We start from the raw sequence: 25555 nt of genomic DNA on the forward strand, positions 1-25555 counted from the left end.
GGTCGCTGGAGGGGTTGTGCCAAGGCCGGGTCAGGTGAAGTCGTCGGGGGTTGGTCGGTTCTCGGATCGGATTGCGTCGGGGGTCCTGACGCGGGCGTTTCCGCCGGAGCTGGTCGATGAGGTGGTCGCCGGGTGCGGCCGGGTCGAGCAGCGGACGCGGCTGCTGTCGGTAAAGGTGACGGTCTACTTCGTCCTGGTGATGTGCCTGTTCTTCGGGCAGGGTCATGAAGAGGTGGCCCGGCTTCTGGTTCACAGGCTGGAGCGCGAAGGCCGGGGGGCACCCGCCACCTCGTCTGATTCGCGGTAGCCCTCGTTCATGGCGATCAGGATGCCGCTCTGGATCGTGCCCGTCAGGCTGGCTGTTGCGGCTGGTCGTCCAGGTCGCGAACAAGCCGTCAACCCGCCTTCGTGCGGCCGGCGTCAGGTGGAACCCTCTACTCGGGGTTGCCGGCGTGCGTCAGCGTCTCCCAGGCGAGGAAGTAGTCTGCACCACTGGGGCGTTGCTTGCTCTGGATCAGCCGCTTGGTCTTGGGAAGGCTGATTCCCTCCCGGCCCGCATAGTGGTTGTAGGCGACCTCGAGGACGGAGCCGATGCCACGGTTGACTGAGCCCTTGCAGAGCCAGGACGGCACCGTCGCGCCGAGTTCGTAGGCGGCATGGAACTCCAGCGCCTTGGTCATCCGGTCTTCCACCTCGGAGTAGAGGTCAAGGCCCTGGATGCGAGCGGTCTCCGCGACGTGAGCTGCAGCGGCGAAGCCCCACCCGGTGTGACCGAAGTCCCGGCAGGTCTCCTGGGCCAGGCCGTCGACGAACGTGGACTGACCCTGCCAGTAGTCGATCAGCTCTTTCCGGGTGTCCTTGCCACTGCCTGCCGGGCTCTTCGGCAGTGACCCGTCGCCCTTGAGGTAGACATAGGCGGGCACCCGCTTGCGCCAGACGGCGACCGCCCTGTCGAAGGACGCCCGGTCGTCGAGGAAGACCGAGATCCCGGTGGCGGCGTCCATCATGATCAGTTCCCAGTTGCCGTTGGCATTCGGTCGTCCCTTGATCACCATGGGCAGGTACACCGTGCGCAGCATGGTGGCGAAGCGGCTCTGCCGCGCGCTCGGCCAGCCGGTGTACGTGTGCTTCATCAGTTCGCCGGCGCGGGCGAAGGAGGCACCGGACCAGCCTGTCTGGAGGGGAGCGTTGTGGTTCGTGTGCTCCTTGATCACAGCCGACCAGGCGTCCATGATCTTGATGGCCTCGGTGGCATGACGGCGGTCCTTGGTGAGGTTCCAGAGCAGGGCGTGGGTGTAGGCCGCGAGCGCATCCTCACGTTCGTCAGAGCATCCGTGATTGGGATTGGACCTGGGACCGCACTCGACTGTCGCCCATGGCTTCGGGGTCCACGACAGCTTCGCGTACTTGCTTTTGAGCACGGCCTCGTAGGCGGACTTCCACGGCTCCGCTCCGGCCTTCACCTTCCCTCGCACGAAGTCCAGTTGCGCCTTGCTGACCAGCGCTCCGGGGTGCTCGAAGGAATCGCCGGCCGTGCCCGCGGCGGAGGGCTGGGGGCCGGCTGCTTCGGCATCGTCGGACAGCAGGGAAGGAAGTGCGAGAGCCCCGAGCGCGAAGGCAAGGAGGGCCGACACGACGGTTACCGAAAGCCGTCGGCGCCTGCTGTGTCTCCCGCGGTTTCGTCCTTCAACGCCGTCGATTCCATGACGCGCGTCAATCATCAACGCCTCCGCGAAACAGTCGATCCTGATACGGGTGCCCGACGATGCGGCACCAGGTGGGACTGGGACGGACCGTCTTTGGGGGGCACACCTCGGGCAGTGTCCGCGAGGCCGCTGTCTCGGCACCGGAATTCCGTCATGGACACGCAAAACACACTGGCCTGGATCAAAGTCTGGGGTCAAGCCACTGAGCTTGCGTTAGGAAACCCTTAAGGAAGGAGAAAGGAAACGCCGCAAGCTCCTGGAGCTCTACGGCGTCGGTCCGGACACGGCCGCAGCCTTGCTGACCGCGGCCGGCGACAACCCTGACCGCCTGGCCGGCGAGGCATCATCGCCGCCCTCTGCGGTGCCGGCCCCGTGGAAGCATCGTCCGGAGAGACCCGGCGCCGCAGACTCAACCGCGGCGGCGACCGCCAGGCCAATCCAGCGCTCTGCACCATCGTCATCGCCCGCCTGCGTTGGGACACCCGAACCCGTTCCCACGTGGAACGACGCGTCACCGAGGGCAGGACACGACGCGAAGCCGTCCGATGCCTCAAACACTACGTGGCCCGCGAGATCTGCCAAGCCCTCCTCGCATCCAGAAAGCAATCCCGGGACCAGTCTCTGCCGGTTGACATCCATAGGGGCATCTGTGCGGATGCAGGGGTCGTTCGGGGTCTTCTTCCGGTGTGGGAGGAGCAGGGCTTCGGCGTATCTTCACGGAGCCGGTCTCGTCCGCGGTCAGCATCGCGCCTCGCGCCCTCGGCGCCGAGGTGTTCGACGGCGTAGGCGCGGACATCGTCGCGGACGGCGCCGGCGTCCCGGCGTGCGCAGCGCAGCAGCCGCTGCACCGGGCCCGGCCGCGCATGCCCGGTCTGTTCGGCCGGCTGCCGGCAGTTCTTCCGCTCGGCACGTGACAGCAGTCCGGGCAGGTACGCGCGGGCGGTGGCCCGGGGTCCAACTCGGCTGAACCGGCCCGCGGTCCGGGCCATGGCCTGCTCGAACACCGCCCGCCATCGGGCGCCGTCCATGCTGTGACCTGCGGCCACCGCGCGATCGTCATGAGTCCACACAACCCTTGATGATCACGCGGTGGCCGTTCCAGTTCTCACGCGGGCCCGACCCAAGATCGCAAAGTCACGCCGGAGTACTGACGGACCGCGCTCAGCTTCTGGGCCGCCTCGGTGGCCCAGTGCGGGTCAGGATGTTGCGCGCAACGGCCCGCTTGATACCGGTCAGGGCCTCCAGGATCGCCCGGTCCCGGTCGATCCAGCCGCACCCCCACCGCCCGCCGCCCGCCCACCGGATGCTCACTCGTCGAGCGTCGTCGTGCCTTCGGGGACCCACCCGTCGCCGCCCAGCGGAAACTCGTGGGCCGGGCGTCCGTTGTTGCCACTGGTCCGGAAGGGACGGCCCCTGTCGTCCAGGGCGAGTGTGCCGCTGCGTGAGCCGCTGGACCACTTCAGCTCCAGGTACCAGCTGACGTCGTACGCGGAGGCGTCGGCACTGATGTAGTAGACCTCCGGGTCGGACTCGCTCACCTTGAACGGGAAGTCACGGTCCCCCGCCTCCGGCACCACCGCCGGACGCGCGGCGTCCAGGGCAACCGAGAAGGAACGCTTCGGCACGTCACCGCCGCAGCCGACGCCGGGATAGCCCATGGCGAAGTCGTTCCAGGCGAGCGGCGACCGCTTGCCCGCCACCCGCACGGTGAGCCCCTCCACGACCACCGTCTCCTCTCCGGTCCCCTGCACGGTGAGACGCACATACTGCTCTCCCGACGACACGGCCCCGACCGAAGCCACCCAGGCCGGCGCGCCCTGCTCCACCGGGGGCGGAGGCACCCGGCCCGGCGGCCGGTTGATCAGATACCGCTGGGCGCAGGGGCTCTCCCAGAAGTACGGGTCGGTTCTCACCGTGAGCGGCGCAGCACCATGGCCGCCACTGCCCGCAGCGGCGCCACTGCCCGCAGGGGCGCCGCTGCCAGCATCGGACGCCGAGGCTGAGGCCGAGTCGGTGCTTTGGCCCGTGCTCCGGTCCCCGCCCTGCGGCTTGGGGGACGCCGAGGCGGAGGGACGGCCGGAGAGCGTCGGTGAGGAGGTGACATCCTCGCCGGCACCGCCGTCGGAGTCCACGGCTCTGATCGCTTTCTGTCGGCCGTCCTCCTCCACCCCGCCCCCGGGCAGGGTCACGGCGAGGACGACCCCACCGATCACGGCGGCCACCGCGATCCCGGCAAGCGCAGCGGTACGACCACGCCGCCGGGTTCGGCCACCGGCGCCCGCGCCCTGGGACTCCGAGGGCCGGTTCCCCGGAGACCCTGTCTCAAGGCTCGCGGGGATGCCGGCCCGGAGGCACCCGGTTTCCGGGCCAGCAGCCTCCAGGCTGTCGGCCTCCGGCTCACCACTCTCCCGGCTCTCGTTGTCCGGCCCCGCGGCCTCTCGCCTCTCAGCCTCCAGCTCACCGCTCTCCGGACCCCCCGCTTCCCGGATCCCGGTCTGCTGCAACCGGTTCTCCGGGCCCCCGGCCTCCGGGCCCCCGGCCTCCGGGCCCCCGGCCTCCGGGCCCCCGGCCTCCGGGCCCCCGGCCTCCGGGCCCCCGGCCTCCGGACGCTCGCGCGCCGGGGGCCGGCTCTCCGGTACGTCGGTCGGCGCGACGACTCCCGGCGCCTCAGCTTCGGCGTCCCCCGCCACCGCGGCCCCCGCCGGTGCCCCCTTGCGCCCACGCACCGCGTCCGCCAGCACCCACCGCCGGTGCAGTTCGACCAGTTCCTCGCGGCTCGCCCTGCACAGCCGCGCCAGCCGCTCGACGGGCGCGTAGTCCGTTGGCACCGCGTCCCCGTTGCAGTACCGGTGGAGCGTCGACGCACTCGTGTGGAGCCGCTTGGCGAGCACCCCGTAGCTGAGCCCCGAGCGCTCCTTCAGCGCCCTTAATCGCGCGGCGAATTCCTCTGCGGCCGTGTCCTCGGACACCATGTTCCTCCCGCCCCCGTGTCCCGTTCCACCGTTCCAGGGAATGTCGTTTCCCCAGCACCCGGCGGTACGGGCGTTCCAGCGTCCCAGATGCCCTGTCAGACATGGCGGCCGGGACGGCTCACACCACAAGCTCTGGTCATCCAAGCACGCCGCTCCCGGCACCCTGCCGAGCGGCCGTGCCGAATCCCTGATGACCACAAGGAATCAGCCATGCGTACGTCCCGTATTCGTCTGCTCGCCGCCACCGGAGCGAGCCTCGCCGCCCTCGCCCTCACCGCCTGCCAGGAGGGTACGGGCACCAAAGACGAGGGTGCGGCCCAGCCGGCTGCGGAGGCGATCACGGACTCGCCCTCGGCCGCGACGGGCGGCGGCACGTCGAGCGAGCACTCACGGGCGGGCACGGACAAGAACACCGATGACGGCGGCACCGGAGCCGGCTCCAGCTCCGGTGCCGGTTCCAGCTCCGGGGGTTCCAACTCCGGGGGTTCCGGCTCCGGCTCCGGCGAAAAGTCGGACGACCCCGGCTCCCCCCGGACCCGCGTCGCCTGCAACGGCTCCAACACCACCGTCACCGTCCAGCCCGTCCCCCGCCCCCTCAACCACATGCTGATCACGGTCAAGAACAAGGGATCAAAGCCGTGTGACCTCACCTACTACCCGGTGATCCGCTTTGACGAGATGCAGTGGGTGCCGCGGGCGATCGAGGACACCAAGCCGCAGTCCGTGGTCGGTATCGCCCCGGGTGAGTCCGCCTACGCGGGCGTGCTGCTGTCGGCCGCCGACGGCAGCGGCGACGGCGGGACCACGGCCCGCAAGCTCGCCGTCGGCTTCCAGGGCCGCACCCCGAACAGCAGTGGCGGCCCGGACGCGACCCCGTCCCTCCCGGCGAAGGGCGTCTACTACGACAGCACCCTGTCGGTGACGTACTGGCAGCAGGAGATGGAGGACGCCCTGAACTAGAACAGGGCTGTCCCGCAACTGTTGGTCACGGGTGAGATGATCTTGCCGTGTCTGGTGTGATCACTGCGTCAGAGCCATCCTGGACAGCCCCTTTCACCGGGTTGAGCCCGCGTCGGTTCGGCATCTGATCACCGCGTTGCGGCGTGAAGGGGCGGACCCGGTCCGCAAGGGCCGGCCCTGGTGCCTGCCGCCGGAGGACCGGGTGCTGCTGATAGCCGCGTACTGGCGGACGAACCTCACGCTTCGGCGGCTCGCGCCGCTGTTCGAGGGTGGTGGACGCCGTCGCCCTTGAGGCGGCAGCCGCGGAGGATCTTCCAGGTCTTCGTGCGGGCGAAGGTGTGCTTGACGCGGGCACGGACCTTGCAGCCCAAGCAGGTGGTCCTTGAGGAGATCCCCGGCCACAGGCAGGCGCGAATCAGGCAACTTTCATATTGCGTCCAGTGCTTGTGTCCACACCACATCAATCTTGCATGGTCTGTTCACCGGTCCGGCGCACAAGAATTCGCTCTGCGTATTCAACTGACAGAAGGAAATTATGCCTTTAACTACCTCGCTGTCCGCGCCGCACGGCGGCGGACGTCGGGCTGTTCTCAGAAATCTCGCACTTATCGTGACCTGCGCACTGCTGGCTTTCCTTGTCCCCCTGCTGACCGCAGGGCAGACGCAGGCGGCGCCCAAAACCGATCTCCGCGCGGTGACATGGAACGCCCAGGGCGGAAACAAGTGGCAGGCCGTCAGGGACTCCTTTCTCAAAGACGCCGATATTCTGGCTCTGCAGGAAGTCAACACCCCACCGCTGGACTTCGTCACGCATGACGAGATGACGAGGCTGAGCAACACGGACGACACCTCCACGACTCCCGGCGGTCTGCCCAGCCTGAAGTACAGGGTCTTCACCAAGAGCTACGCCTCAGGTGGCCCCAGAAGCATCCGCGGCCAGATCTTCTACGTGGACATCCTCGACAAGAACCTGTGGGGCTCCGGAGGAAGCGGGAACGACGAGGACCCGGACACTCAGAAGAACACCCAGAAGTCCATGGCCGTGTGGGTGAACAGTGCCGTCGCCCAGAACTTCGACGCACTCCAGGACATCAAGATTGTCACCCCGCACGAGGACGACAGCAAAAAGTGGATACGCTCCCGTCCGGCCGTGGGAGTGCGCATCAACGGCACCTGGTACTTCAACATCCACGCCGCGTCCATCCGCTCCGGCTCGACGCCCAACCCGCATGCGAAGGCGCTGGTGCAGGCGGTCGCCGACGCCGTGGGCGGCGAACCGTGGCGGGTTCTGGGCGACTTCAACTCCGATGCCCAGTCCTTCCGCGGCCAGGTCAGGAACAGCACCTACTATGCGACCCGGAACGGCAAGCCGAACGGGATACCCGTGCCGACCCAGCAGTCCGGGTACGGCATCGACTTCATGACCGCCAGCGAGCAGCTGACCGACCTCGCCGTCTCCGTCAGCAGCGGCGGCGGATCGGACCACCGGCCGGTCAGGTTCGCGCCCACGCGCATGCGGGAGTGCCAGGCCGGCTGGGACAGCCGGACCCTCTACAGCCCTGCCGCCCTGGCCGCCCGAGCGGCGCAGAGCGTGGACGCGTGTGTCGGCAGCGACGCGGTGGTCTCCATGGGCGACAGCTACATCTCCGGTGAGGGAGGGCGCTGGCAGGGCAACGGTGCCGGCGAGCTGTCCTACCGCAGCCGCCAGGGCTCTGCCTTCGGTACCGACCGGGCGGCGTTCGACTGCACCGGCAGCGGCAAGGACGAGGTCTGCGAGCACGACCCGAAGCGGGTCTACGGCGAGACCGCGTCGGGCAAGGAGATGTGCCACCGTTCCGATCTCGCACCGATCAAGAGCATCGGTGACGTGCTCGACATCCCGGCCGAGCGCCGGTTCAACATCGCCTGCTCGGGGGCGACCACGACGGACGTCACGGACAACACCTTCAAGGGTGAAGAGCCGCAGGTGAAACAGCTCGCCAAGATCGCGGCCGAGCACAACGTGAAGTACGTGGTGCTCTCGATCGGCGGCAATGACCTCGGCTTCTCCGACATCGGCTTCAACTGTGTCGTGGGCTACGTCGGCAACAAGGCGTGCAGCACGAACGGCCGGTCCGACATCTACAAGAAGACGGCGGCCATCCAGGAAAAGGTCGCCAAGACGATCGCGAAGATCAGGACCACGTTGAACGAGGCGGGGCAGGAGAACCCGAAGATCATCCTGCAGGCGTATCCGAATCCGCTGTCCTCGGTGGAGAACAACCGGTACCCGTCGCAGGCGCTGAGCTGGGCACGCATGATGACCGGCGGATGCGCTCTGCTGGACCCGGACGTCGACTGGATGCACTACGAGGTCGTTCCGCAACTGAACGAGGCTCTCGCCGAAGCGGCGCACGGCCAGAAGGCCATCTTCCTCAACACCCAGAATGCCTTTGCGGGCCACGAGCTGTGCGCCAAGGCTTCCTCGCAGGCATCCGAGCTCAACTCGCTGGGCAACCCGCCGCAGGCCAAGAGCTCCGAATGGGTGCGCTGGATTCCCGGCCTCGCCAACTGGCTCCCCTACACCCAGGGGGACAAGCAGGAGGCCATCCACCCCAACGCCTTCGGCCAGCGGGCGCTGGGCACCTGTGTGAAGGAGACCATCACGGCCACCAGCTGGCGATCGCAGGGCTACTTCACCTGCGCCGGATCGGCCGGTGCCACCCCCGATCAGATGGAGGTCACCGAGAAGCGGGAAGACTCCCTGTGGCCGGGCGGCTCGACGGGCCCGGTGAGCAAGAACATGCAGCTGCGGAACGCATCCACCGGCGACCTGATCGACGCCGACTGGGGAGGCGCCGGAGCCTGGGGCAAGGCGACGGCCGCGGACGGCTCCGCCCGCCAGCAGTGGCACGTGGACGACTCCCAGAAGCTGGACGGAGAGCTGATCCCCGCCGTGCCGGTCCGCGCTGTCGCCACGATCAAATACGGTGACAACTTCCTGCACACGGACGACGGCAACCAATGGGCGAAGATCGTTGCGGGGAAGAGCGGAAAGCCCGTGTCCTGGGTAGTGGGTCATACGCTGTACAACGGCTCCTCACAACTCTTCGCCTACGAGAGCAACGGCAAGGGCGCGTACAACATCATCGGCTGTCTGAGCCAGAACCCGAGCCGGATCGGCAAGGACGACCACCAGAGCTGGCTGAGCATCGAGAACTGCACGGACGACATGAACCAGCAGTGGTGGTTCGAAGACCCCGGCACCGTGGGGGCGCAGCCCACCGCGGACGGCTGGTCCACCCCCGCGTCCGGACAGATCATGTCGTCCGCCGCACAGACCTGCGTCAGTGGTGCCCAAGCGGATCAGGTCCGGCTGGCGCAGTGCGAGGAGGGCAGGGAACAGCAGTGGCAAGCCCGCGCTTCGGTGACCGCCCCCTCCATCGGCACATCCGCGTCCTCGGACGCCGCGCCGGCCGTGCCGGGCAGCAAGACCGCCGCTGTCCGCAGTGGCCGGGCAAGTGCGTCCGGTGAGGCCGCGGCCCCCGACGGAGCGTTCTTCTTCGTCAACCAGGGTTCCGGGCAGTGCCTGGACTACGACCGAACGAACCTCGAAGTCCTGCAGTGGGAGTGCAACGGCGGAAACAACCAGCAGTGGTACCACTACGGTGACACCCTGCGCTCCGTCTACAACGGACAGTGCCTGAAGCCGGGCGAGAACAACACCTTGGTCACGACCGACTGCTCCACCGCTCCCGAAGAGTGGCAGGGCGGCATCGAGCCCAAGGACCAGGACCGTGTGTCCTTCCAGTCCGCGACAGGGCTGGCCATGGACCTCACCGCCGGGGACACTTCGGCGGGAACCAAGATCCTCGGCTGGACGCCCTGCAGGTGCAAGACCAACCAGATCTGGGATCTGCACACCGATGCCCAGGACATCTGGCGCATGGCCCCCATGAAGCTCGACTCCCGGCACGTGTCCTACGACGCGCAGGACAAGACCGTCACCCTGATGGACGCGGTTGCCGACAACAAGGGCGAGCAGTGGCGCCTCGAAGAGGTCGGCGGCGGCTGGTACCGCATCGTCAGCGCCCTGGACGGAAAGAACGTGACCGCCATCGAGCACGGCGAGCCACTGTCCCTCAGGGAGCTGTCGAACGACCTGGGCCAGCTCTGGAAGATCACACTGAACAACCGGTAAACACTCCGGTATGACTTTGCGATCTTGGGTCGGGCCCGCGTGAGAACTGGAACGGCCACCGCGTGATCATCAAGGGTTGTGTGGACTCATGACGATCACGCGGTGGCCGCAGGTCACAGCATGGACGGCGCCCGGCGGGCGATGTTCGAGCAGGCCATGGCCCGGACCGCGGGCCGGTTCAGCCGGGCTGGACCCCGGACCACCGCCCGCGCGTACCTGCCCGGACTGCTGTCACGTGCCGAGCGGAAGAACTGCCGGCAGCCGGCCGAACAGACCGGCCATGCGCGGCCGGGCCCGGTGCAGCGGCTGCTGCGCTGCGCACGCCGGGACGCCGGCGCCGTCCGCGACGATGTCCGCGCCTACGCCGTCGAACACCTCGGCGCCGAGGGCGCGAGGCGCGATGCTGACCGCGGACGAGACCGGCTCCGTGAGGAAGGGCCGGGCCTCGGCGGGCGTGCAGCGCCAGTGCACCGGCACCGCCGGGCGCATCGAGAACTCCCAGGCCGGCGTCTTCCTCGCCTGCGCCACCAGCCGGGGACGGGCACCCTCGCGGAACTCGTCCGGGTCGCCGGTGTCCGCCGGAGCGTCGAGGAGTGCTTCCAGGCCGCCAAGGGCCAGGCCGGACTCGATCACCACCAGGTCCGCAACCGGACCTCACGGCAGCGCCACATCACCCTCGCCATGCTCGCCCTGGCCTTCCTGACCGCCCTCGCCGCCGACACCGCCCCCGACCGGCCCGCCGGCACGCACCACCTCGCTCACAGCCGCGATCCGATCACGCCGACCGTCCCGGAAATCCGCCACCTGCCCGCCGCCGTCCTCAACTCACCAACCATGGCTGCGGCCAGGCTGCCGCACTGGTCAAACCGGCACAGACGCCACCAGGCCACAGCCCGGCACAGCCACTACCGACGACGGATCAACAGCGAACCCACTGGATAGATCACGAAACCGCAGCCGTTGGATTCACACTCCCCGATGCCGCGTCCTGCTCTCACCCTGATCAAGAAGGGGCTACCCCAAAGTAGCGACAGGGCCCGAAACCTGAGCCAGAACCGGTTCTCGTGAACAAGGCCAGTCGGGCTGTGCCGCCGGAAACGTGATCACGCGGCGTCCTTCGCCGGGGCCGGTGCCCCGGGGCACGTCACAGGGCGAACACCGGGACCTCGGAGGTACGGGTCACACCGCACACTCCCCGTGCCCGCGAGGGCGCCGCGGGCGGCGGCGCGAGGGCCGGTCCGATCAGCGGCATGACGGCCGCCAGCATCTCCACCTCGCTCGCGGTCCCGTCCACGACCAGGTCCGCCGCTGCCCGGGAAGGGGCGACGTGAGCTGCGTGGCGGTCCCTGCCGGTCTGCAGATAGTTGCGCAGGGACAGCCGGGGGTCCTGCCGCTGCGCCTCGATCTTCCGGAGGATCTTGCGGGCCAGGCGTATGTCGTCGGGGGTGTCGACATACACCCGCCACGCCGCCCGCCGGACCACGGACGGCAGTGACAGCGCGAACAGGCCCTCGACCACCACCAGCAGCACGCCGGGGCGCAGCAGCGCCGCGTCGATGGCGTGTGTCACCGCTGTCTCGTCGATCGACCCCGGATGGTTCCAGTCGAGGACGGCGTGCCCGTCGGCACTGACCGTCCACACACCCCTCAGGGGGTCGTGCGCGGGCACGTAGTAGTCGTCCAGATGGATCAGCGCGATGCTCTCGGGACACTGCAGCGACAGGGCTTCGGCAAGGGTGGACTTGCCGGATGCGGTGCCGCCTGCGACCGCCATTACACCCGTCATACCGGGCGCTCCTCATGTGCTCAAAGGGGATAAACGAAGCGGCCGGACAAGCCGGGTGCACGGACTGTACGGCGGCCTGATCGCCCATGGCAAGCAGGGAAACGAGGCCCGGTTCAGCGCAGGCCCGGGGCCGCGGCCTTCGGCCGACCTGCACACCGGTCTCGGCGATGCCGAGGACCTTCGGCATGGCGTAATCGCCTTGGGCACGAGCGTGGCGTCAACGCGCGCGAAGGAGTAGTCATGCACCTGACCCGACGTCCGCTCACCAGGGTGGCCGCCGTCGCCGCTGCCCTCGCGACCGCCTTGTCCGCGGCTCCGCCCACCGCTGCCGCTTCTGTGCCGTGCACGTCGGCATGGCAGGCCGTCCTGAAGGTGGTGCGCAGGCCGGTGCGGAACAAGGGACCGGTCGCGACGAACCGAATCATGCGGCAACGGAGCGGAACGGTTGATGCCTTCCGGGTTCGGTCCCGGCGTGCCACATCGACGAGTGCCGACCTAGTCTGCCCTCAAACGATCATTCGGGGGGACGTCGTGGTGGTCTGGTGTGTTCGGGTATCGGCGGTACTCGCCTACGTGGCGGCCGCGGTGCTTGGTCTGTGGACGGCGGGGCTGCCCAGAGGCGCTCTGCTGCCCGTGCCCGGTCTGGTGGGACTGGCCTGGACGCTGATCGGGCTGGTCTGGCTGCGGGTCGTGGCCCTCTGGACAGGGCGGCTGCGCGAAGGCGAGTACTTCTGGGTGTCGCTCCAGGAGCCGTCCCGAAAGGAGCCCGCAGGGCCGGTGTCGCTGGCCAAGGGCGCGGGTGGCGTCCGGCGGAACCGGCCCGGTGTGCTGCGCAGGCTGCGGACCTACGGCTACGACAGCGTGTGGTGGGTCTACCTGCGGCAGAGCACGGTCTGGCTGCTGCTCCTGGTCTCCTTCGTGGCGCTCGCCGGGCTCGGCGAGTCGTACGGGTCGGGGCACATCCGCTCCCTGCTGCGGGCCGGAGCGGCATACGACCCGGCGGGGGTCGCCGAGGTGACCGACGTCGAGGAACGCCGCTCCGAAGGGGAGGTCGTCGGCTACCGCAGCACGCTGCTGCTGGCCCTGCCGGACGGCAGCCGGGTCCGCACGGAAGGCGTCTTCACCCGTTATGAACCGAAACCGGACAGCCGGCTCGACGTGCTCTGGGCGCCCACCGCGCCGGGCCTGGGTGTCGTGGTGGAGGACGGCGAGGACCTGGAGCGGTACCTGGACCGCGACTGGAGACTCACCCTGAGCAGGATGGCTCCGGGGGCGATAGCACTGCTGCTGATACTCACCACGATGCTTCCGATCTCGATCGCGGCGGAGGACGAGGGACTGCAGGAACTGGCGTGGTCCCCGCTCGCCCAGACCGTGCACGCCGGCGTCGTCACGGGCGTGCTGCTGGTCGCCCTGCCGTTCCTGAACGGCACGGCGGCCGGGAGCGACGTACTCCGCATCGGGGCCGCATGCGTGGCCCTGCCGGCCCTCTACATCGCGATGCCGGTCCGGACGCTGCTCTAGCGGGCGGACCCCTGCCGGCCCCGCCCCGGCGTCCCATCCGTCGAAGGACCCGCGCCGGGTGAGCGCTTCCGACGAGTCGGATGCGATGACAGGATCCCCGGGGTGGCGGCGGCTTCGGCCGGCAGCCGTTGGCGATGATCAAATACAGGGGAAGGACAAAGGGGTTTCCCCTTGCGGGAACCCCGGCAGGCCGGGTACGGAAGTCATCTCATCTGGAGGGTTCGGCAGGCTTCCGGGACCCCTACGGGTTTTGTCGACCTGTGGGGCGGGTCGGGGTTCGTAGAAGGTTCCGTCGCGGAGCATCGCGAAGAGGACGTCGGCTCGTCGTCTGGCGAGGCAGAGAAGGGCTTGGGCGTGGTGCTTGCCCTGGCTGATCTTCTTGTCGTAGCAGGCCCGGGAGACGGGGTCGGCCAGGGCCGCGAATGCGGACAGGAAGAAAGCCCGTTTGAGCTGCTTGTTTCCGCGCCGGGATGGTTCTTCACCGCGGATCGACGATCCCGACGCCCGCCGCCGGTACGGCATCCGCCGCAGCATGGGCCGCGTCGGCTCGAGCCACGACAACGCCCTCGCAGGGTCGTTCTTCCAGAGCCTCAGACGAGAACTGCTTCACGGACGCCGCTGGACCTCAAAGACTCAGCACGCCGCGTGAGAGCCCCCGCACTGGCTGCAGAAGAGCCCATAGACCCACCGCTGCTGCCTCCCGTGCCGTGTCCCGGCCGCCGCCGCACTCAAGCGCTCATTCACTGCTGCGAAGCGGACTGTTCCTTGGGCTCCAGCAGCTTCCGCAGCGCCGGTGACAGTTCCGGCACCTGTTCCCCCGCCGCCTGGGCCGCCGTGAGTGTGCGGACGTATGCCTCGGCCTGCTCGCGCAGTGCCTGCTTCTTCCTGCCCTGACGGCTGCCTGCGAGCCAGATGACGATCGCGAAGGGTACGAGAGCGAGGAGGCCGTAGGCGAGGGGAACCTCCTCGCTCCAGGCCCAGCCCGCGCCGGCCAGGCCCACGAGGAGGAGCAGGCAGCCGGTTTCGTCGTGCCAGCTGCCCGAGTCGGCCATCTGCTCGTACTGCGTGACCGCCGCCGGCTTCGGTGGGAGTGCGACCGGCTGGTCCGACCCGGAGGGGGCCTGGTGTGTGCCGACCGGCAGAGGCGGCACGCTCGGGTACTCCGGTATCGGTGCCCAGCCCTTCCCGCTCCCGTCCGACGTCCGGCCCTCCAGCCATGCCGGAACGTGCGTCAGCGGCAGGCCGTGGGCGCGGGCCACGCCCAGGACTTCGCGGTAGCCGTTCAGCGCCGGGTGGGTGAGCTCCCGCTTCCAGCGGACGCAGAGCGCGATCAGCGCCGCCACCCCCACTGCCAGGAGTGCACCCGCCGCAATCAGCGCCTGCCTCGCGGCGCGCTCCGGCAATGCCGTCGTCATGAACGGCAGGATCACGCCCGCGGTGAGCGTCAGACCGCCGGTCCATGCCAGCCAGCCGTGCCGCGTCGCCCGCATCGTCCGCTGTCGCTCCGCGAACAGTGCTGTCACGGCCGCGTCGTTCGTGTAGTCCACCCCGCGCCGGGAACCGATCGCGCGGGCCGCCTCCAGGACGCGGGGGTCCGACGCCAGCGTCGCCCCGTTCACCGGGAGGAGGATCGTCGTCGTATCTGCCATGACGGTCAGTCCGTAACCCTTCGTCCTTCTTCGGCGATCGAAGATCATGGCACGGCCGCACCTCGCGCTCGTGAGTGAAACGTGCAGGCTTCATGGTTGACGCGTGAGGAACGGGTCGGCCGAGATCGGGAATCACTTCGCTTTTGCACAGGAATGCCGAGCTTACAGCCGTACGCACAACTGGGTTGCCCGGGTCTTCCGTTGCGGATGAGCAACAGTACGCCACGGCGACAACTGCCGTACCCCGCCGAAGAGGTTCACGCGCGAAGGCCCGGCCACTCCCGGCGGACTCCAGAGGCCGTTGCAACGACCAATTGAACTCACCCAATACACAAGCCGAATCTTCGCCCAAGTCTGCAGGTCAGCAGGGGTGCGGCAGAGTATGGACGCGGTCCCCGTCTCCTCCGTGAGACCGGGGTCGGGGAAGTAGCCGGGGTGGTCGCGGACGTAGGTGGTGACCTGGTTGGTGTTCTTGTAGCCCAGGAACCGCGAGGCTTCGGCGGCGTTCAGCAGCTCCTGCGGGTCGCGGGCGGGCGGGGTGTGGCTGCGCAGGCGGGCCTGGCCTCGGTCGGCGAACCAGGCGGTGACTTCTGCGTGGTTCCACAGGCGGGCGCGGCCGCGCTGCCCGGCGGTCTCGGGGAAGGGGGTGCCGGTGGCGCTGGGGGTGCGGTTGGTGTAGAGGCCGCTGATGCGGGCGGGGGTGAGGCCGTGTTCGGCTGCGATCTCGGCGGCGTCGGCCAGGCGGGGCTCATCGCGCGAGGTCATTGCGGGGGTGTCCCTCCAGGTCGGGTGGCGGCCCGGTTCAGCGGCCACGCTTCATATAATGACAGGAGTTAGAGTCAGGGTTCAGTGCAAGGACCCCGGATACGCGGGGATGGCCGGAAGATGGTCCTGGGTGAAGCCCGTCACTTCTCTGGGTGCGGCTGGGCATGGCTCATCATGGCGGCCAGGACGTGTGCCGACGAACCAGGACCGGGGCCCTTGCCGGAAATGGGCCACACGGTCCGGCTCTTGCATCGTGCTGGTCAGAGTTTGGCCACGTGGACGCATCCCGGTGAGTGCGGGCCGTCGGACTGGCAGAGCGGTCGGATGGGACTGCTGGTCCGGTCTGCAGGAGCTGATGGCGGGCGCCGTCTTCGGCTCGCCAGGCCATGGCGGCGCGCCACAGGGCGCGGCCGTGGCCGCGGTGTTCGGGCAGGACGCCGAAGTGCTGGGGCGGGAGGCGGGGTGTGCCGGCCGCGTCGGGCATGGTCTCCACGGGGCCGATGGCGCCGACGACGGCTCTCCGGCAGCGCCCGGACCTGAGGCCCACGTCGGCCCGGCTCTGCCTGCGCCCGACCGTCGGCGGGCCGGCGCCCTGGAGAGCAGCGCACCCCGTGCGAGGCGCACGATGGGCGAAACACGGATTCACGCGGCGGATGTCACCGAGTGTCCATAGAGTGGCGCTGTGGGTGACGATGCGTCTGTGGTTCGACGGCTTCACCCCGAGGAGCCCCGGTGGAGACGGACAGGGTTCCTCACTGGCAGCGTGTGATGTGGGCTGGGGGGCCGGTGAACTTCTCGATCAGGATCAGGCACGATTGGCGGTGCCGCAGATGCGGCGAAGACGTCCACAATGCCATGTACATGGTCGTCGACGCCTTGGCGCGGCCGGACTTGGTGCAGGGAGTGATCAAGGGCAAGGTGCCGGCGGTCACCTGTCCGTCCTGTGGCGCGAGGAGGACTCGGCCCTTCCCGCTGCTGGTGTACCGGGGTGGGGCGACGGGGCAGTTGGTCTATTTCTATCCACCCCACACCCTGCCCGAGCAGGACGAAGCCAACAAGAAGCTCTACGTGGAAGCTCTGCTCGACAGGCTGGGACCGGTGAGTGCGGAGGAGGCGGAGAACTCCGGTGTCCTGTCCGTGCCGTTCGACGCGGCACGGGGAGTGCTGGCGGCGACGGTGCGCGGTACCCCGGCGGGCGGCGGGCCGCGCGTGTGCAGGATCAAGCCCCCGCGCTCGGCACCACCGCTCGAAGTGCTGCGCATCGCGGAGGAGTTGGAGGCGTCCGGGCGTGGCGGGCTCGGCCGGTCCCTGGGTGACAGGCCGCTCGCCGAGGAACTGGGGCGTCTGGCGGAGCGGGCGCTGGAGCTGTTGGGCGACCGGGACCAGCCCGAGATGCGGGGCGCCCTGGAGATGACGCTGGGCATGATGCTGACCAGTGCCAGCCGCGGGCAGGACGTCATCGGCCTGGAACGGGCCATCGGTCTGCTGCTGCGCAGAGCGCGCAGCATATCGAGGGAGGAGGACCCGCAGGGCTGGGCCGTGGCCCGGTACGAGCTGGCACGCGCCTATGGCCAGCGCTACACGGGCGACGTCCGCGCCAACCAGGAGCTGGCCATCCGGCACCTGCGGGCGGCAGCGGAGGAGACAGGGCCGGAGCGCAACACCGACACGTGGGCCCGTGTGCGCAACGAGCTGGCGAAGGTGCTGACCGATCAGGGCACACAGTCCGCACCCGGCCAGATCGAAGAGGCCATCGGCCTGCTGGAACCCGTCGTCGCCCGGCTCGATCCCACCCGGGACAAGGAGCTCTGGTGCGACGCCCAGAGCTTCCTCGCCGGCGCGTACAACCTCAGGGAACAAGGCGACCCGGCCGTCAACAGGGAGCATGTGGTGCGGCTGTACGAGCAGCTGAACACCGTCGAATCGGAAGAGAGCGATCCCGAACAGTGGGCCAACACTCAGGCCCGTCTGGCGGTCTCACTCTCCAAGAGAGTACGCGGCGACCGCCGGGAGAACAGCCTTCGCGCACGCGAGCACCTGCTGCGGGCGCTCGCCGTCTACGAGCGCGTCGGCGACCGCGCCGAGGCATCCAGCACCTACGACAAGCTTGCCGTCGTCGCAGGTGCGCTCGGCGAGTACGACGAGGAGATCCGGTGCCACGAGGCCGCCCTCGTGAACCGCCGCAGGGACATCGCTCCCCACCTGTGGGCACGCAGCATGTCCAAGCTCGGCTGGGCCTTGCTCAAGGGGGCCGTGAGAGGCAGGGCGGAGAAGCCGGTCGATACAGTGCGGCGAGGGCTGGGGCACATCGAGGACGCCGTCGCCGCCTACGAGGGGCTACCGACCGAACTCGAACTCGGCTTTCAGCTGCTCTCCTTGGCGGAGGCGTGCCGCATCGCCCGCGAGCTGGACCTCTCACGGGCGGACGAACTCCGGGAGCGGGAGCTGTCCGTGCTGCGGGAAGCGACGGACCGGGCCCACGGTCACAGCACCCTGCTGCGCATGGCGGCCGAGCAACTCGGTGACACCCTGGCGGGACGTACCGAGTGGCCCGCGGCTGCCGACGCCTACCAGCAGGCCGTGGAGGCCGACGAACAGCTGTTCCGGGCCTGCCTGATGAGCTCGTCGCGCGAGAGGAGGCTCAACTCGGCCGGGGATCTGCATCAGCGAGCGGCCTACGCACTGGCTCGCGCGGGCCGGCTGGAGGAGGCGTTGCTCTGCCTGGAGCGCGGCAGAACACGCAACTTCAACCTGGCCCTGTCACCGGATCACGAACAGCTGCACCGGCTGGCGCGGACGGACCCGGAGACCCACACCGCCTACCTGCGCGCCGCCGACACCGTACAGACCCTTGAGGCCCGAAATCGTGAGCTGAGCCGCAGGGAGACATCGCGGGACGACGGGCGTGAGCTGGATGCGGCCGAGTACGAGCTGGGCGGTGATCTCGACCGGGCCAGGGCGGAGCTGGCGAACGCCCTGGCCCGGGTCAGGGCGCTGCCCGGTATGGAGTCCTTTCTGCGGGAGACGACGCGGGCCGACATCCTGGGGGCCGCACGACCGGGAGAGCCGCTCTGCTACATCGCCGCGACGAAGCACGGGAGCCTGTCCCTGATCGTCCGGCACGAGAGCGACCCCGGGCCACGTGTCGAAGCCGTGGAGTCCCCGCTGACCGTCACTGACGCCCGGGCGCTGGCCGACGCCCTCACCGCAACCGTGGCCGAGAAGGGAGGAGAGCTGCGGAAGCTGCTCCCGCGGCTCGGGGAGCAGTTGGTCGGACCGGTCGCCGAGGCGCTCGGTACGGCGACCGGCGTGGTCCTGATCGCCTGCGGCCCGATCGCCCATCTGCCCCTGCACGCCGCACAGCTCCCTGCCACAGGTGAGCCGCTGCTCGCGACCCGTGCGGTCGCGTACGCACCCTCGGTGCGACTGCTCCTCGCGGCCAGACACCGGGCCGCGGCGCCGCCGCCGGAACCCCTGCTCGTGGCGGCGTCCACCCCGGGGCAGGACGAAGGACTGCTGGCCGCGCAGGAGGTGGAGACGCTGCGGCGGCTGTTCGCCGCGGTGGGAGAGAGCCGGGGCGTCACGGGCGGTCCGCCGGGGGCCGAGGACGGCCGCACAAAGGGCAGCCTGATCGACGCGTTGTCCGGGGGCAGCCACGTCCACCTGGCATGCCATGGCGTCTACGACCCGACCGATCCGCTCGCCTCGAGGCTCGACCTCGGCGGTGAGCGCATCACCCTGGCCGACCTGCTGGACGCGCGCCCCCGCCCGTTGGAACGGGCCCGGCTGGTGACTCTGTCGGCCTGCGACACCGGGCTCGTGGACCCCCGGCTGCCGGACGAGGCGATCGGACTGCCGACCGGCATCCTGCTGGCCGGCGGAGCGGGCGTCGTCTGCACGCGCTGGAGGACGAACGACACCGCGGCCGTGCTGCTGATGATCGCGTTCTACAGGCGGTTGCTCGGCCACGGCGTCGAGCCGCCCCCGTACGGCACACCGCCCGGCCTTGCCGAATCACCCGCACAGGCGCTGCGGTGGGCCCAGTTGTGGCTCCGCTCGGCCACCGTGCCCGAACTGCTGGGTCTCGACTGGCTCCCGGCCGAGATCCGCCGGCGGCTGACGAGCGGCCGTGTGCCGATGCGCCCCTTCCGGCACCCCTTCTTGTGGGCACCCTTCAGCATGGTGGGTGCATGATGGCCGAGGAGCCGGAGACGACCGCGGACCGCATCCTGAGCATGCCCGTGTACGAGCGGGTCGCGCACTTCGCGCTCGTCGACGCCCCGGCCGTCCGGCGCTTGCTCTCGGACAGGGATGTCGCCTCCGCACTGGGCTGCCTCTGCCTGGCCTACGCCATGGAGGAACGCTACGACGAGGCTTTCGCCGCAGGGCTGCGGGCACAGCGGATCGCCAGGGGACAGGCGGCGGACGACCCCGCGCTGCTCGGCCACGTTCTGCTCAACCTGGGGGTCGCTCACTGCCAGGCAGGCGACCTCGAGAAGGGCCTCGCCGCGTATCTCGAGAGCTGGACGCACGCACGCCGCGGCGGCGACGAGCCGACCTTCCTCAAGGCCGGTGTGAACGCCCTTCTGGCACTGGAGGCCGGGCGGCCGATCGGAGAGACCGAATTCCCCTTTCTCCAGGAATGCCGTGCCGTCTTCGAGGCGGCGAACCAGGAGCCGGAAGCGGCGCGGGCCTGCCGGTTGCTCGGGGAGGCGCTTCTCGACCGCGGACAGGCGGCGGACGCGATCGCCGTCCTGGACCGGGTACTGGTGCTGACCGAGTCGCTCGGCGGCGCCCGGTCGATGCGGCGGGAGACGACCCGGCTCCTGCTGGAGGCGGACCGGCGCATCGACGACCCGGCGGACACACCGCCGCTCGGCCCCGGCGCCCTGCGCGAGGTGCGCGCTCTGGTCGACGACGGTGTCGAGAGCGCGTTGCGGGGCATCGTGCCGCGCACAAGGACGTGCTTCTCCCGTGCCCTGGCCCTGCTGGAGCGGCGTGCCCGGCCACGGGAACGCCTGCTGGCGGCATTCCTGATGCTCGTCGGCGCCCGGTTCGCCTTCCACGAAGACGACGAGCCGACGACGCTCGGACTCATGAAGCGGGCCGGGCAGGAGGTGGAGCTGATCAAGCCGTCCCTGGCCGAGTGGGTGAAGACCCGTGCCTGTCATATGGACCTCGGCGCACTGAGCACGCTGGCCCGGAACGTGTCCGTCAGCGCGCGCTCGCGGGGGAGCGGACCATGACACCGACGACCGTTCAGCAGCTCGCGATCCTGGTGCTGCTGGTTCTGCCGGGCACCTCCTACCTCTTCGCGAGGGAGCGGCTCCTCGGCGTCCGCGAGGCCGAGCAGGAGGTGAACAACCGTCTGTTGCGCGCCCTCACCGTCGGTTTCCTGCTCGACGCCGCTTATCTGATCAGCGCCGGTCCCCACCTCGTACGGTTGCTGAGGGGCAGGGGGAAGGGGCCGCTGGCCGGAGTCGCCGAGCAGCCGCGGGAGGCCGGGCTGTGGCTGCTGTGTCTCGTCGTCGTCGTGCCCGCACTGGTGGCCTGGGCGGAGGCGTACTGGGTCCGGCGCCGGCGCGCCGCCGTGCACGAGGAGACCCCCACCGCGTGGGACGCCCTCTTCCAGGACCGCGGGGCATGTTTCGTCCGGGTCCGGCTGAAGAACGGCGGTTGGGCCGGAGGCTGGTACGGCGCACGCTCACGATCCTCCACCTATCCGCAACCCGGTGACCTCTACCTCGAGTCCCAGTACCGGATGGAGCCGGACGGCACCTTCGGAGCACGGATGAGCGGCACGGCCGGGCTGTACGTCCGGGCCGCCGACGTCGATGTCCTGGAATTCCACGAACCGCGCCGCGTGACCAGAGGAGAAGCCGATGACGCAGTCTGACGCCGCCGACTACGAGGAGCTCGCCGACGACTTCGCGAGCTGGGCGGGCCCGCCGCGGGGCACCCGCCGTCTCAAGAAGGAGGACGTGCCCGAGGAACAGGCCCTGCCTCCGAAGGGTCCGGCAGGTGTCTCCACCACCGTGGAACAGGAGGGCGACACGGCGCCGCAGTGATGTGATCGCGGGCGCGTCCGACGGTCCGGCACGGACCAGGCGCCTGTGCCTGGGCGCCCTGGAGACCGCCTGACGTCGGCGCCTGCTCCGTGCAGTGAGCAGATCGCGGGCCGTGGGTCAGCGCTCGGAGATGCCGACCACTCCCGTCTCGGTGCCCTGGTGGAGGGCCCCGTCCGGGGCGGCGGTCCCGCGCATCTGGAGCGGGTTGAAAAGCAGCCCGATGCCCGGGAAGGAGCTGCCCGGTTGTGCGCCGGTGGCCGGGTCGATGACGGAGCGGTGGTACTGGGCGAAGGTGTTCAGGCCGACGCTGCCCGTCGGTCCGGTCACGGAGACCGTGCAGATCTTCCCGTCCGCCAGGGAGAGCCGGGGCAGCGCGGCGGATTCGACCGGGCTGTTCCAGACCACCGAGCAGCCCGTCCCCTCGGCATCGATGTCGATCCGGCTGAGACCGCCGTCGAAGTCCGCCGAGGAGGGCCGGCTCACCGGCGCGCCCGCGGGCAGGGCCGGGTAGGGGTAGCCGTAGGTGCTGGTGTCGACGGTTCCGATCGTGCCGTCGCCGGTGGCGAACCAGATCCTGCCGTCCCAGGCGGGCGTCAGGCCGACGATGCCGTCCCCGGCGGGGACGACATCGCCCAGGGGAGTGGACTGGTCGATCCGCAGCGTCCAGCCGGATCCGGCGCGATGGTGGCCGATGAGGTTGACGACGGCCTGTCCGATCACGGCAGGACTGGCCGCGGGAGTGGCGGCTCCCGGAGCAGCCTTGCCGAATCCGACAGGATGCGGCGTCGTCCGGCGCGATGGCCGGCCTCCTGCTCATTCGGCGCTTGGAGGCGGCAGTCCTGCAGGCTCCGGCGTGTGCGGGAGTGGCCTGGGTGCGTGGACGGGCACCGCTCATTTTGGCGGCTGCTCGGCCTTTTCGAGGAACTGGGTGTCTGCGGCGAGTGACGGTCCCGTTCGAGTTCGCCACTCGTTGCTCAGCCTTCAACGCTTGGTGGGAGGAACACGGTTGTCGCGTCGCGCCGGGTCTGCAAAGCCGCCCTGGCGTTATCGGTGCAACTGGCCCCACTTCTCCGGCGTGACCTGGCACCGGGGCAAACCCGACACGGCTGCTTCCGGTCTGCTGTGGCCCCGCCTCTGAGCAGGTTGAACAGCCCCGGGTGGGGCCAACTCGGGCCGGAATCGAACACGTACGTGGGTCCAAGTCGGACCGATTCCGGTGGGGCCACGTGCACCGATAAAGCCACCGCCCGGCGGTGTCTGCTGCGAGGAGGTCGGCCGGCTCGGTCAGATCATCGGCTCGGGCGCTGAGTATGGGGTTATGCGGTTGCAGTGAGCCCGGTGGGTGGGGTGATGATGCAGCGGTGCATGCTGAAGCTGATGAAGTCGAAGAGGCAATCAGGGGGGAGCTGCGGCTCATGGATCCCGCCGCGCGCACGTCGCGGGCGGAGGCCAGGCAGCTGTTGGACCCGGAGTTCGTGGAGGTCGGCGCCTCGGGCCGGCGGTGGTCGTACGAGGAGATGCTGGCCGAGTTGCCGGATATGCCCGGCAACTCGGAGGAGGGTCCTCGGTACGTGCCCTCGGGTATGACGGGTGTCGTGTTGGCTCCCGGTGTGGTGCACCTGACGTACGAGACCATGATCGGGGGACGGCGGGCGCGCCGAAGCTCGCTGTGGCGCAGGTCGGGCGAGGAGACGGGCTGGCGGATGTACTACCACCAGGCAACTCCCGTCCCGTCCCAGGACGACTGACGGTGCGGGTCACCAGTGACGACGGGGTTCAGATCGCCTTCGATGTGGTGGGCAGCGGGCCGCCGATGGTGCTGCTGCACGGTTTCTTCGGGGATCGCGCGACGTGGCGGGCGGCTGGCTATGTCTACGCGCTCGCCGGGGGCAATCGCCTGGTCCTGGTCGATGCCCGTGGCCACGGCGAAAGTGACGCGCCCCATGATGTGGACAGCTACCGGATCGACCGCCAGGTCGGTGATGTCGTGGCCGTACTTGACGCACTCGACATCTCCCGGGCGGCCTTCTGGGGTGCGTCGATGGGCGGCATCATCGGCCTCAACCTGCTGGCCGGGCAACCCGAACGGCTGACCGCGCTGATTGCCGGCGGTGCACACGGCGGACGTGCCACAGCTGCTTTGGCGGAAGTTCAGCATGAGGTCGAACTGCTGCGCTCCCGGGGAACGGCTCCCTTCATCGAGATGCTGGAACGCCAAGGACCGCTCCCGGCATGGATGCGCGCGGCGATGCAGGCAGCCGACCCGCATGCGCTCGCAGCACTGACCGCAGCCCTCGACGCCCGCGACGGCGTCCTGGAAAGACTCGCGCAAAACCCTGTACCGGTGCTTCTGCTCGCCGGCGACCGCGACCCCCGGCTACGGTCGATCCAGGACACCGCTGCTCGGATCTCGGGCGCGACCTGCGTCGAACTGCCCGGCTGCGGACACTTCGACACATTCCTGCGCCTCGACCTCACCCTGCCGGTGGTGCGTCCGTTTCTCGCCGCGTACGCGACTGGGTGAGCCGGTCAAGGCTTCTTCGGCGGGTCCGTTCGCACACCCCGACCACGGCTCCTGAGGTGCGGTCCTCGTACTGGAGCGGCAACGCTGAAGACCTCGGTGAACCTCTTTCATCCTGTGCTTCAGGAGTGAAATGGGCTGGTCAGATGGGTGACATGGCGAAGCCCTTCGTCGTTGGTGTGCGGTCGGGTCGGCGCAAGTCCACACCGGCCGGTGCTCGTCATCGAGTCGGGCACTGTGCCCGGGGCAGCCCTGGTGGGTGTCCTCGCCGAGCGGGTTGCCCAGTCCGGTGGTGAGGTCGGTGAGCGGCCGGGAGGGGGCCTTGTGCCCGTATCCGGCCTGCCGCAGCAGCGGGATCCCTGCCGCCTGAAGTTCGGCCTCGGGCATGGTGCGGGCGTCGGTATCGGCCTGCTCGGCCCGCGGCAGCTCGTGTTCGGCACCGCGCACGTGCTCGACCTCGGCGAGCTGCGTGGCTTTGGCGTGGCGGGTGGCGCTGCGGCCCACGCGCAGTGCTTTGGCGGCGGTGCGCCGGTCGGTGTCGTTCATGTGGATGAGGGCGAGTTCCTGGGCGCGCAGGGTGTCGCGTTCGCCTATGGCCTCGCGGTGGTCGTTCTCCACCAGTGACAGGAGGCGGGTCCACCCGTCCCGCCCGGTCAGGTCCTCGCGGACGTACGCCTTGACCTGCCGTGCGGGGCGGCTGTCGGCTGTGGTGGTGGCGGTCTGGGCGCGACGCCGGCCCTTTAAGAAGTCGTTTCTCTTGGTGACAGGCGCCGGGCATCATGACCACCGGTAGGGGTCACTATGTGAGAGGACGAGCAGGGCAGATGCCTGGAGGCGTAACGGCGGCTTTGACCGAGCTGTGGCAGCAGCACTGGCCCAACTGTCCTCCGGTCGGGTACAAGCTCCGCGACCCATATCGGAATGTCTGGGTGCGCTTTCACAGCCTGCCGGAGTCGAAGCGATACGCGGAGGACGAGAGCGAGTACACCGTCGTCCTGGAGCGGTACAACACCGTCCTCGATGGGTTGTTCGCCGGTGGGCATGTCTACGTGATCACCCCAGTTTGGGCGACCGAAGCTGAAGTTCCGACATTCCAGCCAGATGCTGGCTACTGGCAGACCCTGCTGGTGGAGGACGATCCAGACCCGGAGTTCCGTACCTACTGCCACCTCTTCGCCGCCTGCCGGCCCTGGCGATACGGCTGCCTCGACGAGTTGCTCCGTGACATCGCGGACGACAAGGTGGCGGGAGTCCTCATCACCGACACCCAGATGGGACGCATCTATCACCCCTACGACGGTGGCGCCGATGTCTTTCTCGCCACGCCCGAGGAGCGGGATCAGATGCGCGATCGGCATGCCGACTGGCTTTCCAGTCACCCGTCGGGGCTCTGACGGGACTGGCTCACCACCCCGCCCACGTCG

24 protein-coding genes and 4 pseudogenes are annotated in these 25555 nt (G+C 69.3%); 18 read left to right on the plus strand and 10 right to left on the minus strand.

Features of this window, described 5'->3' with window-relative positions; genetic code table 11:
* The first annotated feature begins 34 nt into the window (after positions 1–34).
* Complete coding sequence (locus ACIQGV_RS35620) at positions 35–307, plus strand: transposase domain-containing protein (protein WP_402502609.1); 273 nt, start codon at positions 35–37, stop codon at positions 305–307.
* 127 nt (positions 308–434) lie between these two features.
* Here ACIQGV_RS35620 and ACIQGV_RS35625 read toward each other — a convergent pair whose 3' ends face one another.
* Positions 435–1721 carry an alginate lyase family protein gene (locus ACIQGV_RS35625; RefSeq protein ID WP_402502611.1) on the minus strand — a complete coding sequence of 429 codons (1287 nt, stop codon included), beginning with the start codon at positions 1719–1721 and terminating at the stop codon, positions 435–437.
* 357 nt (positions 1722–2078) lie between these two features.
* Here ACIQGV_RS35625 and ACIQGV_RS35630 point away from each other — a divergent pair, with 357 nt between their 5' ends.
* The gene (locus ACIQGV_RS35630) at positions 2079–2492 is read left to right on the plus strand and encodes a transposase (RefSeq protein WP_402502614.1); all 414 of its coding nucleotides are present in this window, start codon (positions 2079–2081) and stop codon (positions 2490–2492) included.
* Positions 2393–2620 (plus strand): hypothetical protein, encoded by a 228-nt coding sequence (locus ACIQGV_RS35635; RefSeq protein WP_402502727.1) that lies wholly within the window; start codon positions 2393–2395, stop codon positions 2618–2620. Before ACIQGV_RS35630 ends, ACIQGV_RS35635 begins: the two co-directional genes overlap by 100 nt.
* Positions 2621–3013: 393 nt before the next feature.
* Here the strand turns inward: ACIQGV_RS35635 and ACIQGV_RS35640 are convergent, their stop codons facing one another.
* Positions 3014–3619 (minus strand): hypothetical protein, encoded by a 606-nt coding sequence (locus tag ACIQGV_RS35640; RefSeq protein WP_402502729.1) that lies wholly within the window; start codon positions 3617–3619, stop codon positions 3014–3016.
* An 852-nt stretch (positions 3620–4471) separates the two neighbouring features.
* Positions 4472–4678 (minus strand): annotated as a pseudogene (locus ACIQGV_RS35645) (helix-turn-helix domain-containing protein); the annotation flags it as partial.
* Between the two features lie 210 nt (positions 4679–4888).
* Between ACIQGV_RS35645 and ACIQGV_RS35650 the strand changes: the two are divergent.
* Positions 4889–5638 (plus strand): DUF4232 domain-containing protein, encoded by a 750-nt coding sequence (locus ACIQGV_RS35650; protein WP_402502616.1) that lies wholly within the window; start codon positions 4889–4891, stop codon positions 5636–5638.
* A gap of 47 nt (positions 5639–5685) precedes the next feature.
* A pseudogene (locus ACIQGV_RS35655) lies at positions 5686–5903 on the plus strand (transposase family protein); the annotation flags it as partial.
* On the opposite strand, the gene ACIQGV_RS35660 reads toward ACIQGV_RS35655, so the two are convergent.
* On the minus strand, positions 5875–6009 hold the full coding sequence (locus tag ACIQGV_RS35660) for a hypothetical protein (protein WP_402502732.1): 135 nt from the start codon (positions 6007–6009) through the stop codon (positions 5875–5877). The pseudogene ACIQGV_RS35655 and the gene ACIQGV_RS35660 overlap by 29 nt on opposite strands.
* A 164-nt stretch (positions 6010–6173) precedes the next feature.
* Between ACIQGV_RS35660 and ACIQGV_RS35665 the strand changes: the two genes are divergently transcribed.
* The 3 genes from ACIQGV_RS35665 to ACIQGV_RS35675 all read left to right on the plus strand — a co-directional run bounded on the left by ACIQGV_RS35665 (position 6174) and on the right by ACIQGV_RS35675 (position 10760).
* The gene (locus ACIQGV_RS35665; RefSeq protein WP_402502618.1) at positions 6174–9818 is read left to right on the plus strand and encodes an RICIN domain-containing protein; all 3645 of its coding nucleotides are present in this window, start codon (positions 6174–6176) and stop codon (positions 9816–9818) included.
* A gap of 400 nt (positions 9819–10218) precedes the next feature.
* Positions 10219–10521, plus strand: a complete 303-nt coding sequence (locus ACIQGV_RS35670) for a transposase (protein WP_402502621.1) — start codon at positions 10219–10221, stop codon at positions 10519–10521.
* Positions 10500–10760: a hypothetical protein gene (locus ACIQGV_RS35675; RefSeq protein ID WP_402502623.1), complete on the plus strand. Its 261-nt coding sequence runs from the start codon at positions 10500–10502 to the stop codon at positions 10758–10760. The genes ACIQGV_RS35670 and ACIQGV_RS35675 overlap by 22 nt, the downstream gene beginning before the upstream one ends.
* Positions 10761–10962: 202 nt before the next feature.
* Here ACIQGV_RS35675 and ACIQGV_RS35680 read toward each other — a convergent pair whose 3' ends face one another.
* Positions 10963–11604 carry a uridine kinase gene (locus ACIQGV_RS35680; protein WP_402502626.1) on the minus strand — a complete coding sequence of 214 codons (642 nt, stop codon included), beginning with the start codon at positions 11602–11604 and terminating at the stop codon, positions 10963–10965.
* Between the two features lie 573 nt (positions 11605–12177).
* Between ACIQGV_RS35680 and ACIQGV_RS35685 the strand changes: the two genes are divergently transcribed.
* Positions 12178–13128 (plus strand): hypothetical protein, encoded by a 951-nt coding sequence (locus ACIQGV_RS35685; protein ID WP_402502628.1) that lies wholly within the window; start codon positions 12178–12180, stop codon positions 13126–13128.
* A 138-nt stretch (positions 13129–13266) separates the two neighbouring features.
* On the opposite strand, the pseudogene ACIQGV_RS35690 reads toward ACIQGV_RS35685, so the two are convergent.
* Positions 13267–13635: pseudogene (locus ACIQGV_RS35690) on the minus strand (hypothetical protein); the annotation flags it as partial.
* Here ACIQGV_RS35690 and ACIQGV_RS35695 point away from each other — a divergent pair.
* Positions 13628–13765: pseudogene (locus ACIQGV_RS35695) on the plus strand (integrase core domain-containing protein); the annotation flags it as partial. The pseudogenes ACIQGV_RS35690 and ACIQGV_RS35695 overlap by 8 nt on opposite strands.
* 103 nt (positions 13766–13868) lie before the next feature.
* Here the strand turns inward: ACIQGV_RS35695 and ACIQGV_RS35700 are convergent.
* From ACIQGV_RS35700 to ACIQGV_RS35710, 3 genes are all read right to left on the minus strand, one after another.
* Positions 13869–14777, minus strand: coding sequence for a hypothetical protein (locus ACIQGV_RS35700; protein ID WP_402502630.1), 909 nt, complete (start codon positions 14775–14777; stop codon positions 13869–13871).
* Positions 14778–14939: 162 nt separating this feature from the next.
* Complete coding sequence (locus ACIQGV_RS35705; RefSeq protein WP_402502632.1) at positions 14940–15542, minus strand: hypothetical protein; 603 nt, start codon at positions 15540–15542, stop codon at positions 14940–14942.
* Between the two features lie 752 nt (positions 15543–16294).
* A complete protein-coding gene (locus tag ACIQGV_RS35710) occupies positions 16295–16474 on the minus strand; it encodes a hypothetical protein (protein WP_402502734.1) in 180 nt (59 codons plus the stop codon).
* Between ACIQGV_RS35710 and ACIQGV_RS35715 the strand changes: the two genes are divergently transcribed.
* Genes ACIQGV_RS35715 through ACIQGV_RS35730 form a run of 4 tightly spaced genes read left to right on the plus strand, consistent with a single transcriptional unit; the run spans position 16404 to position 21610 of the window.
* Positions 16404–19736, plus strand: a complete 3333-nt coding sequence (locus ACIQGV_RS35715) for a CHAT domain-containing protein (protein WP_402502722.1) — start codon at positions 16404–16406, stop codon at positions 19734–19736. The genes ACIQGV_RS35710 and ACIQGV_RS35715 overlap by 71 nt on opposite strands.
* Positions 19733–20788, plus strand: coding sequence for a hypothetical protein (locus tag ACIQGV_RS35720; protein ID WP_402502634.1), 1056 nt, complete (start codon positions 19733–19735; stop codon positions 20786–20788). Before ACIQGV_RS35715 ends, ACIQGV_RS35720 begins: the two co-directional genes overlap by 4 nt.
* Positions 20785–21438: a DUF6338 family protein gene (locus tag ACIQGV_RS35725; protein WP_402502636.1), complete on the plus strand. Its 654-nt coding sequence runs from the start codon at positions 20785–20787 to the stop codon at positions 21436–21438. The genes ACIQGV_RS35720 and ACIQGV_RS35725 overlap by 4 nt, the downstream gene beginning before the upstream one ends.
* Positions 21425–21610 (plus strand): hypothetical protein, encoded by a 186-nt coding sequence (locus ACIQGV_RS35730; RefSeq protein WP_402502639.1) that lies wholly within the window; start codon positions 21425–21427, stop codon positions 21608–21610. Before ACIQGV_RS35725 ends, ACIQGV_RS35730 begins: the two co-directional genes overlap by 14 nt.
* Before the next feature lie 117 nt (positions 21611–21727).
* On the opposite strand, the gene ACIQGV_RS35735 is transcribed toward ACIQGV_RS35730, so the two are convergent.
* Complete coding sequence (locus tag ACIQGV_RS35735; protein ID WP_402502642.1) at positions 21728–22330, minus strand: hypothetical protein; 603 nt, start codon at positions 22328–22330, stop codon at positions 21728–21730.
* Between the two features lie 695 nt (positions 22331–23025).
* Between ACIQGV_RS35735 and ACIQGV_RS35740 the strand changes: the two genes are divergently transcribed.
* The 4 genes from ACIQGV_RS35740 to ACIQGV_RS35755 all read left to right on the plus strand — a co-directional run bounded on the left by ACIQGV_RS35740 (position 23026) and on the right by ACIQGV_RS35755 (position 25525).
* A complete protein-coding gene (locus ACIQGV_RS35740; protein WP_402502644.1) occupies positions 23026–23358 on the plus strand; it encodes a DUF4440 domain-containing protein in 333 nt (110 codons plus the stop codon).
* Between the two features lie 2 nt (positions 23359–23360).
* Positions 23361–24134 (plus strand): alpha/beta fold hydrolase, encoded by a 774-nt coding sequence (locus tag ACIQGV_RS35745; protein ID WP_402502646.1) that lies wholly within the window; start codon positions 23361–23363, stop codon positions 24132–24134.
* A gap of 210 nt (positions 24135–24344) precedes the next feature.
* Positions 24345–24755, plus strand: coding sequence for a hypothetical protein (locus tag ACIQGV_RS35750; protein WP_402502648.1), 411 nt, complete (start codon positions 24345–24347; stop codon positions 24753–24755).
* A gap of 224 nt (positions 24756–24979) precedes the next feature.
* On the plus strand, positions 24980–25525 hold the full coding sequence (locus tag ACIQGV_RS35755; RefSeq protein ID WP_402502651.1) for a hypothetical protein: 546 nt from the start codon (positions 24980–24982) through the stop codon (positions 25523–25525).
* Positions 25526–25555 lie beyond the last annotated feature (30 nt).

It is taken from the genome of Streptomyces sp. NPDC093094 (assembly GCF_044754345.1).
Lineage (GTDB): Bacteria > Actinomycetota > Actinomycetes > Streptomycetales > Streptomycetaceae > Streptomyces.